Source organism: Curtobacterium sp. MCLR17_032, assembly GCF_003234795.2.
Taxonomy (GTDB): domain Bacteria; phylum Actinomycetota; class Actinomycetes; order Actinomycetales; family Microbacteriaceae; genus Curtobacterium.
Map to the genome: position 1 here is coordinate 3,529,956 of NZ_CP126268.1, position 13,284 is coordinate 3,543,239.

The following is a 13,284-nucleotide window of genomic DNA, read 5'->3' on the forward strand; positions in this document are numbered from 1 at the left end:
AGCCGGGAGGCCCGGATCCCGTCGATCTGCGCACCCCCGACCGCAGTCGGCCGGGGAACGAGGGGCTGTACAACCGGACAGGTTCGTGCAGAATGGGCTCCGGCCATGACTCTCCCTGACGCAGACCACCCCCGCAGCACGCCCGTCGTGCACCTGACGCGTCGTGCTGCCCTGGCGGCGGAGCGGGCTGCCCTGGCGGCGGAGCGGGCCGAGCAGGCCGCCGCGACGAAGCCCCGAACGCGTGCACCGCGACCGGCACCCGAGCGCACGCCGACCGCGACGACCCCGGTCGTCACCGCTCAGGCGCGCACCACCCCGGTCGTCACCACGCCGGCCGCCGCGCACGCCGACACCCGCATCCGCCGGGTCCCCCGCCGCGCGGTCGCCGTCGCCAGCAAGACGGCCGCCAACCCCGCCACCCCTGTCGCCCGCCGCCGCGGCCGCGGAGCCCGCGCCAGCCGCCTCACCCTGACGAGCGCCGCCGCCGCACTCGCGATGTTCGGCGCCGCCGCGATGCCCGCGCACGCCAGCACCGGCACCTCCGCCGCCATCGCGACCCTCGCCCCCGCCGTGAGCACCCAGGACTTCGCCGTCACCCAGGTGGCGCTGCCGAGCACCTCGCGCGACGGCTTCACGGTCGGCGGCGGTGTCGCCTCGACGGGCGCCGGTGCCGTGGCGGCCGGCGAAACGGTCACGTACGGCGGCGACGTCCGCTCGCCGTTCCCGGGCCCGGTGCGGATGAGCTCCGGCTTCGGGTACCGCGCCGCTCCGTGCGGCGCCTGCTCGTCCCTGCACCAGGGACTCGACTTCAACCCGGGCATGGGCGCTCCGATCGGCGCCGTCGCCGCGGGCACCGTGCGGGTGTCGGGGATCTACTTCTCGTACGGCGAGACCGTGATCATCGACCACGAGGTGGACGGCCGGAAGGTCTCGACCCTGTACGGCCACATGATCCCCGGTTCGTCGCCGCTCAAGGTCGGCGACCGCGTCGAGCCCGGCCAGTTCATCGGCAGCGTCGGGTCCTCCGGGGTCTCGACCGGGGCGCACCTGCACCTCGAGGTCCTCATGGACGGCACGCTGCCGATCGACCCGGCCGCCTGGCTCGCCGCGCACACCGGCCGCGCCCTCTAGCCACAGCGCATCCGGCAGCGCCGTGCCGGCGGAACCCGAGGACGGACGGGAGGCGCGCCTCCGGACCGGTGCCGAGCCTCCCGTCCGACGCCCGCAGCCGGGCACACCGACGGGCACGTAGCCTGGGCACATGGGTATCGACGTCCGCAACGAGATCCGCGACTTCCTGTCCAGCCGACGAGCCCGGCTCACCCCGGACCAGGCGGGCATGCCGTCGTTCGGCGGCGGTACCCGACGAGTCCCCGGGCTCCGTCGGCACGAGGTCGCGATGCTCGCGGGCGTCAGCGTCGACTACTACACGCGACTCGAACGCGGCACCCTCAAGGGCGTCTCGGAGGGCGTGCTCGACGGCCTGGCCACCGCCCTGCAGCTCGACGAGGCGGAGCGCGCCCACCTGGCGGACCTCGCACACCTGGCGAACGCGGGCGTGAAGACCACCCACCGGCCGGTGCCGACCTCGGTGCGGCCCGCGGTGCAGCGTCTGCTCGACGCCATCACCGGCGCCCCGGCGTGGGTGCGCAACGAGCGGCTCGACATCGTCGCCGCGAACACCCTCGGCCACGCGCTGTACGCACCGGTGTTCGCCGGTGCCGGGCGCCCGGTCAACACCGCGCGCTTCGCGTTCCTCGACCCCGCCGCCCGCGACTTCTTCCCCCGCTGGGAGCAGACCGCCCGCGACGCCGTGGCCGTCCTCCGCACCACGGCGGCCTCGAACCCGTGCGAACCGGGCCTGATGACGCTGGTCAGCGAGCTCTCCGCGAAGAGCGAGGAGTTCCGCACCTGGTGGGCCGAGCACGACGTGCACGTGCACCGCTCGGGCCGGAAGCACCTGCACCACCCGATCGTCGGCGAGCTCGAGCTGACGTTCGAGGCGCTCGAACTGGTCGCCGACCCCGGGCTGACGGTGTTCACCTACGGCGCCGATGCCGGGTCGGAGTCCGAACGGTCCCTGTCGCTCCTCGGCACCTGGGCCGCCACCGAGTTGGCGGAGCAGCGGGCCGCCGTGCGGTCGACGGAGTCGGTCGACCAGGTCGACTGAGACGGACCCCGGACCGGAAGCGCGCTCGGCCCCGGCCCCGGCCCGAAGCCGCCTGCGACGGCCCGGTTGCCGTCGACCTGCCCGCCGTAGGCTGACGACGTGACGAGGACTGCGGACGGACCGGCTGGCGACGCCGAGCACGGCGGGGCCGACGGTGGCCCGAGCCCGTCCCGCCACCGTCGTCCGGAACCGGTCTTCGAACGGGCGATCCGGGTGGCGCTCGGGCAGGCCCGCACGGTCCTCCACGTCACCGCAGGCCCCGGGGGCGTCCCGTACGAACCGCGCGACCGGGATGTCACCGTCGTCGATCCCACCGCCGAGGCCCTGCCGTTCGCCGACGACTCCTTCGACGCCACCTCGTCGGCCTTCTCGCTGCCCGAGTGGCCCGAGTGGTCGGACCTCGAACGGGGTCTCGCCGAGGTCCGACGGGTCACCCGCGGCCCGGTCGTCCTGCTCACCCGCGACCCGGCCCGCATCCCAGACCACTGGCTCGCCACCTACGCGCCCGAGGTCCTGGCCTGTGACGCCCGACGCTGGCCGACGCTCGACCGCATCGCCGATGCCCTGGGCGGCGAGGTCTCGACGACCCGCCTGCCGATCCCCTTCACGTGTGTCGACGGGTTCTCCGAGGCGTACTACGCACGACCGGAGCGCCTGCTCGACGCCGCCGCCCGCCGAGCCGACCCCGCCTGGGCAGCCGTCGACGAGATGACCGCGGCCCGGTCGGTCGCCGCCCTCCGCACCGCGCTCGAGGACGGCTCGTGGGACGCCCGGTACGGCCGGCTCCGCGTGCAGCCGTCGTACGAGGGCTCGCTGGTGCTCGTCGTCGCGCAGCCGTAGGGTGCTGGTGTGAGCAACCGTTCCGAGGAGGTCGTCGGCGCCTGCGCCGGCATCAGGGCCTGACGCCCCCGCCGTGTCATTCGACACGGCGTCGTCGTCGAACCCTCCGAACGAACCGCACCCGTGACGCACCCTGCTGCGCCGGTGCCAGAACGACAGGCTCACCCATGCTCCCGATCACCGTCGAGGCCCTCCGCGCCTCCTTCGTCAACGCCTCCCGCCGCGAGGTCACCGAGATGACCGTCCCCGACCTCGACGCCGTCCGCTGGGATGACCTCACCTTCCTGGGGTGGCGGGACCCGAAGACCCCGCGCCGCGCCTCCGCGGTCATCCCGACCCTGGACGGCGAGCTGATCGGCGTCGTGTTCCGGCAGGCCGAGGCCTCGCCACGCTCCCGCGCCCAGTGCTCGTGGTGCCAGGACGTGAAACTGCCGAACGACGTCGTCTTCTACAGCGCCAAGCGCTCCGGCCCGGCGGGTCGGAAGGGCGACACCGTCGGCACGCTGGTCTGCCAGGACTTCCAGTGTTCGCGGAACGTCCGGAAGACCCCGCCGCCGGCGTACGAGGGCTACGACGTCGAGGCCGCCCGCCTCCAGCGGATGGACGACCTGCAGTTGCGGGTCGCGGCGTTCGCAGCTGAGGTCTGACGCGACTCGACGACGGACGGAAGGCACGGTGCCAGCTGGCACCGTGCCTCCCGTCCGTCAGGTGGTGGCGTCGGTCAGCGACCGATGCTCGACATGTCGGGGTAGCGGTCCCCGGTCGGCAGCGGCAGCGCCGAGAGGCGCTCGACCTGGTCGGGCGTGAGGGTGAGGTCGGCCGCGCCGACGTTCTCCTCGAGCCGCGAGACGCGCTTCGTGCCCGGGATCGGGACGACGTCGTCGCCCTGGGCGAGGAGCCACGCGAGCGCGACCTGGGCGGGGGTGCCGCCGACCTCGTCCGCGATGCCCTTCACGGCGTCAACGATCTTCATGTTCGCCGCGAAGGCCTCCTCCTGGAAGCGCGGGTTGGCGGAGCGGAAGTCGTCGGCGTCCAGGTCGGACGGCTTCGTGATGGCGCCCGTGAGGAACCCACGGCCGAGCGGCGAGTACGGCACGAGACCGATCCCGAGCTCGCGCAGCGTGTCGAGGACGTCGCCCTCGGGGTCGCGGGTCCACAGCGAGTACTCGCTCTGCAGCGCGGTGATCGGGTGCACGGCGTGGGCCTTGCGGATCGTCGCGGCACTCGCCTCGGAGAGACCGATGTGGCGGATCTTGCCCTCCTGCACGAAGCCGGCGAGCTGCCCGATGACGTCCTCGATCGGCACGGCCGGGTCGACGCGGTGCTGGTAGTAGAGGTCGATGTGGTCGGTTCCGAGGCGGCGGAGCGAGCCTTCGAGGGCGGTGCGCACGGAGTGCGGGGCCGAGGTCAGTCCGCGCTCCTGGCTCGGCGTCTCCTCGTCGGCCTCGTGCTTGTACAGGCCGAACTTCGTGGCGATGACGACCTCGTCGCGGCGGCCCTTGAGGGCTTCGGCGAGGAGTTCCTCGTTCGTGTACGGGCCGTACGCCTCGGCGGTGTCGAACAGCGTGACGCCGAGGTCGATGGCGCGGTGGATGGTGCGGATGGACTCGGCGTCGTCGGAGCCGGCGCCCGAGTAGAAGGCGCTCATGCCCATGGTGCCGAGGCCGATCGCGCCGACCTGGAGGTCGGCGAGCGTGCGTGTCTGCATGCGTGGTCCTTTCGTCTGCAGTCCCGGTCTACTCGCCCCGGCCGCGTCGGAGGGAGGCACTGACCGTGCCCGCCTGGTGGGAATGCCCGAGGCCGTCATCGGTCGGGGCCGCCACGGACGACGACGGACCCGGTCCACGCGGGTGCGCGGTGCCGGGTCCGTCGAGTGGTGCGAGCTGGTGGTCAGCGCTTGCGGAAGTACGCGTTCGAGCTGGGGAGGAACATCAGCACGGCGGCGATGATGACGACGATGACGCCGATCGTGCCGACGATGTTGAACGCGGCTGCGATGCCGAGCACCTGCAGGATCGCGAGGACGAGCAGCACGATGCGGGCCCAGTTGCGGCCGTCGCGCATCTTGAAGACGATGAAGAGCTGGACGAGCGCGATGATGATCGCGAACACGGCACCGATGGTGACGGCTGCTCCGATCGCGGCGCCCTGACCCTCGGCCTGCGCCTGGACCTGCGGCGACGAACCAGCACCGATGAAGCCGAGCACACCGCGGATGATCCCGAGGACCACCGTGACCAGCCAGAGGATGAACGAGACGGTGACGGGTGTCGGACGACCGGTGGCGGAGTTGGTGCTCATCGGAGGGTTCCCTTCGTGGCTCGGTGAGCCGGTTGACAGCAGTGAACCTGAACGTAGTCTTCGAAACGGCTGATGTCCGTTCTCCGCGTGGTCGGATCGTGCCGTGAACCTGACCTTCCGGCTCCTGCTGCTCACCCTGCGCGTGCGCCTGTCGCCGCGCCGCCGGCTGTCGCTCTGGGACGAGTCGCGGACCCCGTTCCGCGTGACGCTCACCGACCTGGACCCGCTCCGGCACGTCAACAACGGCAAGTACCTGTCCCTGCTCGACCTCGGCCGCCTCGAGCTGCTGCTCCGCTCCGGCGCGTGGCACACGTACGCCGAGCGCGGCTGGTACTCGGTGGTGTCCGCGCAGACGATCACCTACAAGCGGTCGTTGACGCTGGGGCAGCGCTTCGAGCTCCGGTCGCGGGTGCTCGGGGTGGACGAGCGCGCCGTGTACATGGAGCAGACGTTCGTCCGCCGCGGGGACGTCGTGGCGCGCGCGGTGGTGCAGGCCCGGTTCCTGCGACGGACGGGAGGCTCGGTGTCGCCCGACGAGCTGCTCGCGGCGACCGGCGGGTCACCTCGTGACCTGACCCTGCCGGCCTGGGTGTCGGCGTGGGCCGCGTCCGTCCGGATCAGCAGCGACGACCGGGGCTGAGCGTGGCCGCCGAGATCGAGCCGTTCGTCGTCGCCGACGCCGCTGCCTGGCGTGCCTGGTTGGACGGGCACGAGGAGCTGTCCGACGGGGTGTGGCTGGTCCTCGCGAAGAAGGGCACGACGAGTCCGACGAGCCTGACGTACGCGCAGGCCCTCGACGAGGCGCTCTGCTCCGGCTGGATCGACGGGTCGAAGCGCGGCCTCGACGACGCCACGTTCCTCCAGCGGTTCACGCCGCGACGGAAGGCGTCGCTGTGGTCGCAGCGGAACGTCGGGCTGGTCGCGGCGCTGGTCGAGGCCGGACGGATGCGTCCTCGCGGTCAGGCGGAGATCGACCGGGCGAAGTCCGACGGCCGGTGGGACCGGGCGTACGCGGGTGCGGCGACCGCCGAGGTGCCGGCGGACCTCCGGTCGGCGCTCGACGCCGTACCCACGGCAGCTGCGCTGTTCGCCGACCTCGACGCGACGAACCGGTACGCGGTCGTGCACCGGGTGGTGACCGCCCCGAGCCCGATTGCGCGGGCGAACCGGGTCGCGAAGCTGGTCGGGATGCTCGAGCGTGGAGAGACGCCGTACCCCCGTCCCCGGGTGGACCCTCAGGACCGTGGTGCCGGGCAGGCGTAGACCGGGTGCATGACCACTGGCACTGACACCACGAACCGTCCGGCCGCTTCGTCCGGCACCTTCCGCATCGGCGGGGACCTCGAGGTCAACCGCCTCGGCTACGGCACCATGCAGCTCACCGGCCCCGGCGTGTGGGGACCGCCGAAGGACCACGACGAGGCGATCCGCGTCCTCAAGCGCGCCGTCGAGCTCGGCGTCAACTTCTTCGACACCGCCGACTCGTACGGCCCCTACGTCGCCGAGGAGCTCCTCAAGGAGGCCCTGCACCCCTACGGCGACGACGTCGTCATCGCGACGAAGGCCGGCCTGACCCGCACCGGCCCGAACGAGTGGCCGCCGGTCGGCCGCCCGGAGTACCTGCGCCAGGAGGCCGAGATGAGCCTCCGTCGTCTGGGTCTGGAGCGCATCGACCTGTTCCAGCTGCACCGCATCGACCCGAAGGTCCCGCTGGAGGACCAGATCGGGGAGCTCAAGAAGCTGCAGGACGAGGGCAAGATCCGCCACATCGGCCTGTCCGAGGTCTCCGTCGACGACGTGAAGGCCGCGCAGGAGATCGCCACGATCGTCTCCGTGCAGAACCTCTACAACCTCACCGACCGCTCGGCCGAGGAACTCCTCGACTGGTCGGAGCAGCAGGGCATCGGGTTCATCCCGTGGTTCCCGCTCGCGACCGGCGGGCTGACGGGCACCGACTCGCCGCTGACCGAGCTGGCGAAGCAGAAGGACGCCACCCCGGCGCAGGTCGCGCTGGCCTGGCTGCTCAAGCGCTCCCCCGTCATGCTCCCGATCCCGGGCACCTCGAGCGTCGACCACCTCGAGGACAACCTGCAGGGCGCGACGATCGAACTCTCCGACGACGAGTTCCAGGAGCTGTCGAAGCTGCACAGCTGACGCACCGACTGCATGACGGGAGGCTCCTCACCGGTCCGGTGGGGAGCCTCCCGTCCGTCGTCCGGATGATGTTCGCGGCGTTCGCTTGCCGACCCATACCGAGTATGTGCATACTCGGTATGCCCGCGGGGAAGTGCTCCGCCGGGTCGAGGGGGAACGATGAGCGTTCGCATGGGCGTACTCGCACTGCTGGTGGCCGAGCCGGGCTACGGCTACCAGCTCCGGGGGGAGTTCGAGCACCGCACGGGGGGCAGCTGGCCGCTGAACATCGGCCAGGTCTACACGACGCTCGACCGGTTGGAGCGCGACGGCCTCGTGGCCCGCGGCGACGCCGACGACGACGGACACGTCGTCTACACGGCGACCGACGCGGGACGCGAGGCGGTCGACCGGTGGTTCAGCGAACCGGTGCCCGCCAAGCGCGGCCGCGACGAGTTGGCGATCAAGTTCGCCATCGCGGTGACCGTGCCCGGCGTGGACGTGCAGCGCCTCGTGCAGGTGCAGCGGACGGCGGCGGTCCGGGCGCTGCAGGACCTGACCCGACTCAAGCGCACCACGGACCCCGAGACGGAGCTGGCGTGGTCGCTCGTCCTCGAGTCGATGGTGTTCCAGGCCGAGTCCGAGGTGCGGTGGCTCGACCACGTCGAATCGAGCGTCGCGCGGTACCGACCCGCTCCCCGGGCGAGCGCCGACACCCCGGACGACGAGGACGTGTACGGCAGCGAGCCCACCGGCCGCCGCGGCACGGGTGTCGTCCGATGAGCACGATGGCGCTCCTCGAACTCGACGCCGTCGCCGTGCAGTACGGCAGCGGCGCGCAGGCCGTGACCGCCCTGGCCGGTGTCGACCTGACGATCCGTCCCGGTGAGATGGTCGCCGTGATGGGCACCTCCGGCTCCGGGAAGTCGACGCTGCTGTCGGTCGCCGGCACCCTGATGCCCCCGACGAGCGGCGAGGTCCGCATCGACGGCGAATGGGTGTCAGACCGCCCGGCCCGCGAACTCGCAGCGCTGCGGCGACGCGTGCTCGGCTTCGTGTTCCAGGACTTCAACCTCATCCCCTCGCTGACCGCGGTCGAGAACGTGGCGCTGCCGCTGGAGCTCGACGGCTGGCGCACCGGACGTGCACGGAAGGCGGCGGAGCTGGCGCTCGAGAGCGTCGAACTCGGCCACCGGCTGGACGCCTGGCCGGACGACCTCTCCGGCGGGCAGCGGCAGCGGGTCGCCATCGCCCGCGGGGTCGTCGGCGACCGCAAGCTCGTCCTCGCCGACGAACCGACCGGGGCCCTCGACTCGCAGACCGGCGAGGTCGTGCTCCGCATGCTCCGCCGACACGTCGACTCCGGTGCCGGTGCACTGCTCGTCACGCACGACGCCCGGCACGCTGCGTGGGCGGACCGGATCGTGTTCCTCCGCGACGGCCGCATCGTCGACGAGACCGTGTACGCCGGCGTCGAGCTGGCCCTGACCGACGCGCAGGACCACCCGTGAGCGAGCGGCCCCGTCGGGACACGCACCGCCCGACGATCCGCAGTCGCACCCCGTTCGCCGTCCGGCCGGCACTGCTGCTGGCCCGACGTCTGGCGTTCGCCCGACCCGGGCGGGCCGTGCTCGTCGCGGCGCTCATCGGGCTGCCGATCGCCGGCCTGGCCGCGGGTGGGGTGCTCATCGCGTCGACCACACCGAGCACCCAGGACCGGTTGAACGTCGAACTCGGGCAGTCCGCGGCGATGCTCGAGGCGAACGGCCCCGACCTCGCCGGCATGCGGCAGGACCCGGTCGACCGGTACACCTCGACGATCGCCAAGAAGAGCCCGCTGCAGCGGTACTACGACCGACCGGACACCTCCGACGCCGACGCCAGCGCCTTCCCGACGCCGGACCTGCTCGGCTCCGTGCCCGACGGGGCGGCGTCGATCCCGGTCCGGCAGAGCACCGCGGTCGTCAGCGGGCCGAAGGTCCCCGTCACGGTCAACGCCGTCGAGGGGCAGACCTGGGCCGGCGCACTGCAGGGGCACTGGCAGCACCTCGAGGGCAGTGTCCCGGAGTCCGGGGACCAGGTCCTCGTCACCCCGGCGACACTCGACCGGTTGCACATCGCGATCGGCCAGACCCTGCAGCTCGACGACCCCGTCCAGCGACAGGTCACCGTCGTCGGGACACTCCGCGACCTCGGCATGCCGAACTCGAACCTCGCGGTCTTCGGGGAGTGGGGGTCGCTCGGGCTCGCAGACGACAGCACCACGCAGGTGTTCCTGCCCGACCGCAGCATCACGTGGCCGGAGATCCAGCGGTACAACGACCACGGCATCGTCGTCGAGTCGCGGGCCGTCGTGCTCCACCCGCCGTTCCCGAGCGCGAGCTCTCGCGGCTCGGGGTCCCTCGTCAGCTACGGGTACGTGGGGCTCGCCGGGGTGTTCGCGCTCTTCGAGGTCGGCCTGCTCGCCGCGGCCGCGTTCCTGGTCAGCTCCCGCGCCGACACCCGGACCCACGCCGTGCTCGCCAGCGTCGGCGGGGACCGGCGCTTCCTGTTCGCCGTGGTGTCCTCGTCCGGGCTCGTGCTCGGTGCCGTCGGGGCGGCCGTCGGGACCGCGCTCGGCATCGTCGGTGGCGTCGTCGCGTTCCACCTGCTCGACTCGGGCGACCGGTTGCGGTACCCCGGCGTGCACCTGCCCTGGCTGGTGCTGCTCGTCGTGCTGGTGCTCGGCGTCCTGGCCGGCTGGGCCGCGTCGCTCGTCGCCGCCCGGAGCGCCAGCCGGGTCGACGTCGACAGTGCCCTCCGTGGAGCCACCCGTCCCGCCCCGGTCTCCCGGCGGCGGTGGGCAGCGGCGGCCGGACCGGTGCTCACGGTCGTCGGCATCGCGATGACCCTGGTGTGCGGTGTCGTCGTCCTCGCGCTCAACGCCCGCCCCGTGCAGGAGGACCACCTGGCCCTCATCGTCGGTGCCGGAGTCGCCCTCGGGCCCTGCCTGGCACAGCTCGGCATCGTCCTGGCCGCCCGGCGGCTGCTCGGCGCGGTCGCCCGGGTCGGCGAACGGTTCGGCCTGCCCGCCCGGATCGCCGTGCGGGACGCCGTCCGCAACCCGGTCCGGACCGTCCCGGTGCTCGCGAGCGTGATGAGCGTCGTGTTCGTCGCCACCGTCGTCCTGACCTTCACGGCGTCGCAGTCGGCCCAGAGCAACGAGCAGTACGCGTTCCGCACCGCGATGGGCGTCGGTACGACTTCGGTCACCGACACCGACGGGGCAGCGGATGCCGACCTCACCGCGCGTGCGGTACGCGTCGTGCGACAGGTCGTCCCGGAGGCGCACGTCCGCGTGCTCGGGGCGAGCATCGAGAACCGCTCGGACGACGGACCGGTCACCCTGCCCGTCGACGTCCACCGGCCCGACTGCGCGAGCGGTGACAGCGGACCCTGCTCGGCCTGGTTGGCGGGGCCGGACAGCAGCAGCCCGCACGTCCTGACGGGCAGCGCCGACGACCTCGGCGTGCTGATCGGGCACCAGCCGTCCCGAGCAGCGCGCGCCGCCCTCGAGCGCGGCGACGCGGTGGCGGTCCGGAGCGAGTTCGTCGAGGACGGCGCCGTCCGCTTCGACACCCGGAAGGCCTCGCAGTTCGCGATGTACGGGGAGCAGCCGACCGGCGAACCCCTGCGCACCACCACCGTGCCGGCCGTCGTCGAGCACACTGACGAGCCGCTGCAGATCGCCGTGTTCCTCACCCCGCAGGGTGCCGCACGGCACGGCCTGGAGACCGCGCCGAACTACCTGGTCGGCAGCTTCCCCGACGGCATGTCGACGGAACGCGCGGACACCCTCGCCGCCACCTGGCGGGCCGCCGCCGGGCAGCAGGCCGACACCTGGTACCCGTCGTTCACCGTCGAGTCCGGGCCACAGGACCCGTTCCGTCCGATCGCCCTGGTCGTCGTCCTGCTCGCCGGCATCGTCACGCTGGGTGCCACGACGGTCGCGATCGGGTTGGCCCGCGCCGACGGTCGCCGTGACGACGAGGTGCTGGACGCGATCGGCGCCTCCCCCGGGGTGCGTCGCCGGGTCTCCACCTGGCAGGCCGCGGTGCTCACCCTGGTCGGCTCGCTGGTCGGGGTCGCGCTCGGGGTCCTGCCGCTCCGTGCGCTCACGCTGCGGTTCACGCCGACGCCGCTCGGGGTCTCGCACCTGCCGTTCGCGCCGGACCCGACCTCGCTCGTGGTGCTCGCGATCGGGCTGCCGCTCCTGGTCACCGCCGGGGTGTGGGCCGTGGCCGGGCGTCGGCGGCGGGTCGCGGTGCGCCGGACGGCCTGAGCGGCGGACGGTCTGACCGGCGGACGGGAGGTGCGGTGCCAGCGGGCACCGTGCCTCCCGTCCGGTGTGTGGTCGCGGACCGCTACTCGGTCAGCCGGACGAGCAGTGGCAAGAAGAGCCCGGCGAGCCAGGAGAGCACGAGCACCGAGGCACCGACCGCCAGCAGGCGGCGGCGACTGCGCTGCTTCGGGCTCTCCGCGATGCCCCAGACGCCGGCGCGGACGAGCAGGCGGTTCGCTTCGCCGACGAGGCGGCGGACCTCCGGGTCCTCCATGTCGAGGTCGCCGTTCTCGGCGTGCTCGGCGATGGCGGTGGCCTCGTCGACCGTCAGCGCGGTGTCGCCCGTCGCACGGTCCCTGCGTCGCATGCGCCCACGGTAGCCCGCGGGTGCCCGGAGGGCCACCGGCGCGGCCGCGGGGCGCGCTCGGGCTGCGCACAACGGAAACCGGCTCGAACCACGGACTGCCGTGGTTCGAGCCGGTTGCTGTTGTGCGGCGCCAGCTCGCGCCAGCGGGCCCGCGGGCCGCGGCGGACGGGAGGCGCGGGGCCACCGGTGGCGACGGTCGGGCGGCCCGCGGCCCGCGGCCCGCGGCGAGCTGGGCCAACGCGCTCCGGCGGCGCGTCCGGGCTGCGCACAACGGAAACCGGCTCGAACCACGGACTCCCGTGGTTCGAGCCGGTTGCGGTTGTGCGGCGGCAGCTCGCGCCAGCGGGCCGCCGCGCGCCAGCGGGCCGTGGGGCCGCGGCGGACGGGAGGTGCGGGGCAGGCTGGCACCGCGCCTCCCGTCCGGCGGCGGTCACTCGGGCAGCGGCTCCGCGTACGTGCGGAACTCGCCGCGCTCGGTGTGGATCGCCCAGAGACGCTCGGCGATCGACCGACCCGAGTGCTCGTCCTGGCCGTCGTCGATGCCGAACGGGATGATCAGCTGGCCGACGTGGACGTCCTCGTCGCGGACGGCGTCGTGGAGCAGCTGCGCGTACGCGGTCTCACCGGCGAACGCGACCGAGGTGCCGGTGACGCGGGCTCCCGGGCGGACGGCGCTGCCGCCGTTCACGAACAGGATCGTGCCGTGGCCGAGCGCGCGCATGCCGGGCAGGACCTGACGGACGGCGTTCACCGAGCCGTAGACCGAGAACTCGATCGGGCCGACGAGGTCCTCGGCGGTCGTCTCGAGGACGGGCCGCATGTACTCCTTCGCGGGCAGCGGGCTGTACTGCAGGACCTCGATCGGGCCGAGCTGCTCGGTGGCCTGCTCGAGCGCGTGGCGGAGCGAGTCGCCGTCACGGACGTTCGCGGCGAAGCCGGCTGCCTGGTGCCCCTGCTCGCGGAGGGACGCGGCGAGCTCGTCGAGGCGCGCCTGGTTGCGGGAGATCAGGGCGACGGCGAAGCCCTCGCGGGCGAAGCGTTCCGCGACGGCGAGCCCGAGGCCCTTGCCGGCGCCGACGATGGCGATGGTGGTCATGTGGTCCTCCGGGGACGGTTGGTGGTCGTTCCACTGAACCAGGCGGCCCGGTGCGG

14 protein-coding genes are annotated in these 13,284 nt (G+C 73.1%); 10 read left to right on the forward strand and 4 right to left on the reverse strand.

What is annotated here, in order from left to right:
- Window positions 1-105: 105 nt before the first annotated feature.
- The 4 genes from DEI97_RS16785 (at window position 106) to DEI97_RS16800 (ending at window position 3,657) form a co-directional block, all read left to right on the forward strand.
- Window positions 106-1,131, forward strand: coding sequence for a M23 family metallopeptidase (locus tag DEI97_RS16785; protein ID WP_146248073.1), 1,026 nt, complete (start codon window positions 106-108; stop codon window positions 1,129-1,131).
- Between the two features lie 130 nt (window positions 1,132-1,261).
- Window positions 1,262-2,170, forward strand: coding sequence for a helix-turn-helix transcriptional regulator (locus DEI97_RS16790; RefSeq protein WP_111074073.1), 909 nt, complete (start codon window positions 1,262-1,264; stop codon window positions 2,168-2,170).
- Window positions 2,171-2,269: 99 nt separating this feature from the next.
- The gene (locus DEI97_RS16795; protein WP_111074074.1) at window positions 2,270-3,010 is read left to right on the forward strand and encodes a class I SAM-dependent methyltransferase; all 741 of its coding nucleotides are present in this window, start codon (window positions 2,270-2,272) and stop codon (window positions 3,008-3,010) included.
- A 167-nt stretch (window positions 3,011-3,177) separates the two neighbouring features.
- Window positions 3,178-3,657 carry an FBP domain-containing protein gene (locus DEI97_RS16800; protein ID WP_111074075.1) on the forward strand — a complete coding sequence of 160 codons (480 nt, stop codon included), beginning with the start codon at window positions 3,178-3,180 and terminating at the stop codon, window positions 3,655-3,657.
- A gap of 74 nt (window positions 3,658-3,731) precedes the next feature.
- On the opposite strand, the gene DEI97_RS16805 is transcribed toward DEI97_RS16800, so the two are convergent.
- Together DEI97_RS16805 and DEI97_RS16810 are read right to left on the reverse strand one after the other, a co-directional pair.
- Window positions 3,732-4,718, reverse strand: coding sequence for an aldo/keto reductase (locus DEI97_RS16805; RefSeq protein WP_111074076.1), 987 nt, complete (start codon window positions 4,716-4,718; stop codon window positions 3,732-3,734).
- A gap of 182 nt (window positions 4,719-4,900) precedes the next feature.
- Complete coding sequence (locus DEI97_RS16810) at window positions 4,901-5,311, reverse strand: hypothetical protein (protein ID WP_111074077.1); 411 nt, start codon at window positions 5,309-5,311, stop codon at window positions 4,901-4,903.
- 103 nt (window positions 5,312-5,414) lie between these two features.
- Here DEI97_RS16810 and DEI97_RS16815 point away from each other — a divergent pair, with 103 nt between their 5' ends.
- The 6 genes from DEI97_RS16815 (at window position 5,415) to DEI97_RS16840 (ending at window position 11,765) form a co-directional block, all read left to right on the forward strand.
- The gene (locus tag DEI97_RS16815; protein WP_111074078.1) at window positions 5,415-5,951 is read left to right on the forward strand and encodes a thioesterase family protein; all 537 of its coding nucleotides are present in this window, start codon (window positions 5,415-5,417) and stop codon (window positions 5,949-5,951) included.
- A complete protein-coding gene (locus DEI97_RS16820) occupies window positions 5,948-6,574 on the forward strand; it encodes a YdeI/OmpD-associated family protein (protein ID WP_111074204.1) in 627 nt (208 codons plus the stop codon). Before DEI97_RS16815 ends, DEI97_RS16820 begins: the two co-directional genes overlap by 4 nt.
- Before the next feature lie 9 nt (window positions 6,575-6,583).
- Window positions 6,584-7,465, forward strand: a complete 882-nt coding sequence (locus DEI97_RS16825; protein ID WP_111074079.1) for an aldo/keto reductase — start codon at window positions 6,584-6,586, stop codon at window positions 7,463-7,465.
- 159 nt (window positions 7,466-7,624) lie between these two features.
- Window positions 7,625-8,227, forward strand: a complete 603-nt coding sequence (locus DEI97_RS16830; RefSeq protein WP_111074080.1) for a PadR family transcriptional regulator — start codon at window positions 7,625-7,627, stop codon at window positions 8,225-8,227.
- Entirely contained in the window at window positions 8,224-8,955 is a 732-nt protein-coding gene (locus DEI97_RS16835; protein WP_111074081.1) for an ABC transporter ATP-binding protein, read from the forward strand. The genes DEI97_RS16830 and DEI97_RS16835 overlap by 4 nt, the downstream gene beginning before the upstream one ends.
- On the forward strand, window positions 8,952-11,765 hold the full coding sequence (locus DEI97_RS16840) for an FtsX-like permease family protein (protein ID WP_111074082.1): 2,814 nt from the start codon (window positions 8,952-8,954) through the stop codon (window positions 11,763-11,765). The genes DEI97_RS16835 and DEI97_RS16840 overlap by 4 nt, the downstream gene beginning before the upstream one ends.
- Before the next feature lie 82 nt (window positions 11,766-11,847).
- Here the strand turns inward: DEI97_RS16840 and DEI97_RS16845 are convergent, their stop codons facing one another.
- Entirely contained in the window at window positions 11,848-12,132 is a 285-nt protein-coding gene (locus DEI97_RS16845) for a hypothetical protein (RefSeq protein ID WP_111074083.1), read from the reverse strand.
- 430 nt (window positions 12,133-12,562) lie between these two features.
- Window positions 12,563-13,228 carry an SDR family NAD(P)-dependent oxidoreductase gene (locus tag DEI97_RS16850; RefSeq protein WP_111074084.1) on the reverse strand — a complete coding sequence of 222 codons (666 nt, stop codon included), beginning with the start codon at window positions 13,226-13,228 and terminating at the stop codon, window positions 12,563-12,565.
- Between the last annotated feature and the right edge of the window lie 56 nt (window positions 13,229-13,284).